At 34.4% G+C, this 1,999-nt stretch carries 3 protein-coding genes and 1 pseudogene; all 4 read right to left on the bottom strand.

What is annotated here, in order from left to right:
- Positions 1 to 67 precede the first annotated feature (67 nt).
- Positions 68 to 940, bottom strand: a complete 873-nt coding sequence (locus IC220_RS07275) for an Rpn family recombination-promoting nuclease/putative transposase (RefSeq protein ID WP_188153761.1) — start codon at positions 938 to 940, stop codon at positions 68 to 70.
- A 78-nt stretch (positions 941 to 1,018) separates the two neighbouring features.
- Positions 1,019 to 1,525 carry a phage major tail tube protein gene (locus IC220_RS07270; protein ID WP_188153760.1) on the bottom strand — a complete coding sequence of 169 codons (507 nt, stop codon included), beginning with the start codon at positions 1,523 to 1,525 and terminating at the stop codon, positions 1,019 to 1,021.
- Positions 1,526 to 1,536: 11 nt separating this feature from the next.
- Positions 1,537 to 1,806, bottom strand: a pseudogene (locus IC220_RS07265) (phage tail sheath C-terminal domain-containing protein); the annotation flags it as partial.
- 13 nt (positions 1,807 to 1,819) lie between these two features.
- A partial coding sequence (locus IC220_RS07260; protein ID WP_188152748.1) for a transposase occupies positions 1,820 to 1,999 on the bottom strand: 180 nt, incomplete at its 5' end.

The raw sequence follows: 1,999 nt of genomic DNA, 5'->3' as shown, positions 1-1,999 counted from the left end.
ACATGATTAATTTTTTTACTTGAATTTGTGTTTTTTTTGAAGTAATAATGGCCTTACAATAAGCTGTCTATATTAATTCCTGAACTTCATCAACGGAAAGACCTGTACACTTGACAATAGTGTTAACATCAACATTATTAGCTAGCATCGCTTTTGCAACTTCAATCTTTCCTTCAATCTTTCCTTCAATCTTTCCTTCCTCTCTGGCATCATCAAGTTTTTGAGCGAGGACAGCCTGTTCATCAAGAATACGCTTGACCTCTTGCTCGTACGCTATAAATTCTTTTTCTGACCAGTTAAACCTATTTAGCTCTTCATATGCTCTCTTTATTATCAAATCACTTCCTATTATTCTTTCTAGGTCCTCTTCACTAGTTTCATCTACATACTTGAAGAAGTATATCCATTTTTCAACTATACCTGAAAGCTGCTCCTCTTTGGTTTTTGGAAATTTTGGCAATTCAATAAATATAAAGTAAAAATCTTTTAGATCGTGCTCGTTAGTATCTTCATCCCGAATAGTATGTTTTGATTTATACACAGACTTACACGGAAACAGAATACAATCTGCTATAGCAATAAAGATAATTTCTTTAAGGTCATGGTATTGATCACCTTTATCAGCCTGCCTTGAATAAGCTTTAGCTGCATAGTATTGGGCACGTTTTTCAAAGCCTTTGGTTTTAGCCACCTGCATTTCGACAATTATTTGCACCCCATTTTCATCTCTACAGAGAACATCGACAATACTTTGTTTTTTAGCAGCAATATCAGGATCTTGGATAGTACTCAAAAACTCTATCTCTTTTATTTCATTGACGCCAGTAAACCCTAGGATATCATTTAAGAAATGAATTAAAATATCTTTATTCTTTTCAGTACCAAAGATTCGTTTGAAGGCTATGTCGTTTTTAACATCAAGAAACTTAGATAAAGCCATAGCAAAAACTCCTAAAAACCATTAATAATTATACAGCATTATTAGCAACTTTTCAATAAAAAAGCCTTACATTTTTTGTCAAATTCCTAAAGCCGTTTGCAGCAAAGACATCTGATCAACACCGTTAATTTTCCGCATCATATTTTCAGCATCGATCTCTATTAACTCATTTCCACCTATAGTAAGTTTATAATAGTGAGCAGCTACCGTACATTTGAGTGTGGCTTTTTCTGCAGGTTTCCAGCTACCAAAATCAAATTCTCTGAATATTCCCCTGAGATTTATAATAATGGCTTCAACTTCATTGCTACCACTACCTTGTATTCCTCCACGAAGAGTTAAGGATACCGAGTTCCCATTTATCAAGCCAAATAACCTAAAAAGTTCTGTATCGTATTCAGCGAAGGTAAACTCAGCCTCTAATTTCTCCATTCCCATATCTATGCTAATTGGAATGTCCATACCACCAGCACGATATTCCTCAGTTTTAATGGTAAGTTTTGGCAAGGTTATTTCGTCGATTTTCCCAGCATAGCCTCTACCATCGACAAATACGTTAAAGTTTCTCAGTATCTGAGGTAACACTTTCTTCCTCTTTATAAAATTTCATTATTTAGTAAGTGAGAGCGAAAAGTTATCTGCTCAGCAGGGTATGGTGGAGTAAATTCAAAGTCAAAAAATACTTTGCCACTTGCAATGTTTGCTGGGTCCGAAGTTACATAACATTTTCCACTGATAATTGCTCCTTGTGCTTTTAAACCTGCTAAGTAAGAGTTTACGCTTTCAATTACATCATCTATGTAAGTCTTGGTAATATTGCGATCAACTGCCCATAAATGAGCTCTCAACAAGCTGTCATTTATTAGGTAGTGTCGACATTTATTTTAACCAAAGATATATAGAAGCAATATGGACAAAAGATAAGAAAGAAATAGCTAATTTATCATAACGAGTAGCAACCCTACGAAAATTCTTGAGTTTATTGAACATTCTTTCGATGAGATTTCTCTCTTTATAAAGCTCTTTATCGTATTCTCTTGGTGTTTTTCTATTGGAACG

The organism is Wolbachia endosymbiont of Pentalonia nigronervosa, from assembly GCF_014534705.1.
In the GTDB taxonomy this organism is placed as follows: Bacteria; Pseudomonadota; Alphaproteobacteria; order Rickettsiales; family Anaplasmataceae; genus Wolbachia.
This window is presented reverse-complemented; position numbering and strand designations above follow the sequence as displayed.

Coding starts and splice junctions, on each gene's coding strand:
- IC220_RS07275 (WP_188153761.1), bottom strand. CDS start 940: ATGGCTTTATCTAAGTTTCTTGATGTTAAAAACGACATAGCCTTCAAA.